The sequence below is a fragment of the Paracoccus sp. Z118 genome (assembly GCF_019061185.1).
Taxonomy (GTDB): Bacteria; Pseudomonadota; Alphaproteobacteria; order Rhodobacterales; family Rhodobacteraceae; genus Paracoccus.
Genome location: NZ_JAHQZU010000106.1, coordinates 1 through 659 on the forward strand (window position 1 = coordinate 1; position 659 = coordinate 659).

Consider the following 659-nt stretch of genomic DNA (forward strand, 5'->3'; position numbering starts at 1 on the left):
GACAGCGATCAGGTGCGGCAGATGGCGCCGTTCCTGAACTTCGACAATGCCCGCTTTCCGATCAAGGGCGCCCTGCTGCAACGCCGCGGCGGCACCGCGCGCCATGACGGCGTGGCCTGGGGCTATGCCCGCGCCGCCGATCTCGCCGGGGTGGACCTGATCCAGAACTGCGAGGTCACGGGCTTCCGCATCGAGAACGGCCGCGTGAAGGGCGTCGAGACCTCGCGCGGCTATATCGGGGCGGGCAAGGTCGGCGTCGCGGTCGCCGGGTCGTCCAGCCGCGTCATGTCGCCGGCCGGGATGCGGCTGCCGATCGAAAGCCACGTGTTGCAGGCCTTCGTCTCCGAGGGGCTGAAGCCGACGATCCCCGGTGTGATCACCTTCGGCGCCGGGCATTTCTATGTCAGCCAGTCCGACAAGGGCGGGCTGGTCTTCGGCGGCGACATCGACGGCTACAACTCCTACGCGCAGCGCGGGAACCTGCCGGTGGTCGAGGACGTGGCCGAATCCGGCATGGCGCTGATGCCGATGATCGGCCGCGCGCGGCTTCTGCGGATCTGGGGCGGGGTCATGGACATGTCCATGGACGGCTCGCCCATCATCGACCGCACGCCGGTCGAGGGGCTCTATCTCAACGCGGGCTGGTGCTATGGCGGCTT

General features: G+C 68.7%; 1 protein-coding gene. It reads left to right on the forward strand.

Translation table 11 applies throughout. The features are described from left to right. Positions 1 to 659: FAD-dependent oxidoreductase (locus KTN05_RS17710; RefSeq protein ID WP_217330673.1), on the forward strand; the 659-nt coding region annotated here is incomplete at both ends.